Raw genomic sequence first — 312 nt, forward strand, 5'->3', positions numbered from 1 at the left:
GTCGTAAAAAAGCCACTACAATGAGTGGCTTTTTTTATTCTTTTAAAAATTAGTGATTTTCATACGCGTGGTTAATTGTGTATTTATGAATTTCAACTTCTAAGTCTTCATCCACTAACTTCACTTGGCAAGACAAACGAGAGTCAGGTTCTAAGCCCCAAGCACGATCTAGGAGGTCTGCTTCAACATCATTCATTTCTTCAAAGCTGTCGAAGCCTTTACGTACCACAACGTGACAGGTGGTACATGCAGCTGACATATCGCAGGCATGTTCAATCTTGATTCCATTTTTCAGTAAGCTTTCACAAAGAT

General features: G+C 38.8%; 1 protein-coding gene. It reads right to left on the bottom strand.

Going from position 1 to position 312, the window contains the following annotated elements; all coding sequences use genetic code 11:
• Nucleotides 1-49 precede the first annotated feature (49 nt).
• The coding region (gene fdx / locus ACG9ZB_RS16915) for an ISC system 2Fe-2S type ferredoxin (protein ID WP_419326815.1) at nucleotides 50-312 on the bottom strand (263 nt) is incomplete at its 5' end.

Source organism: Acinetobacter johnsonii, assembly GCF_048551975.1.
GTDB classification, from domain to species: domain Bacteria; phylum Pseudomonadota; class Gammaproteobacteria; order Pseudomonadales; family Moraxellaceae; genus Acinetobacter; species Acinetobacter johnsonii_A.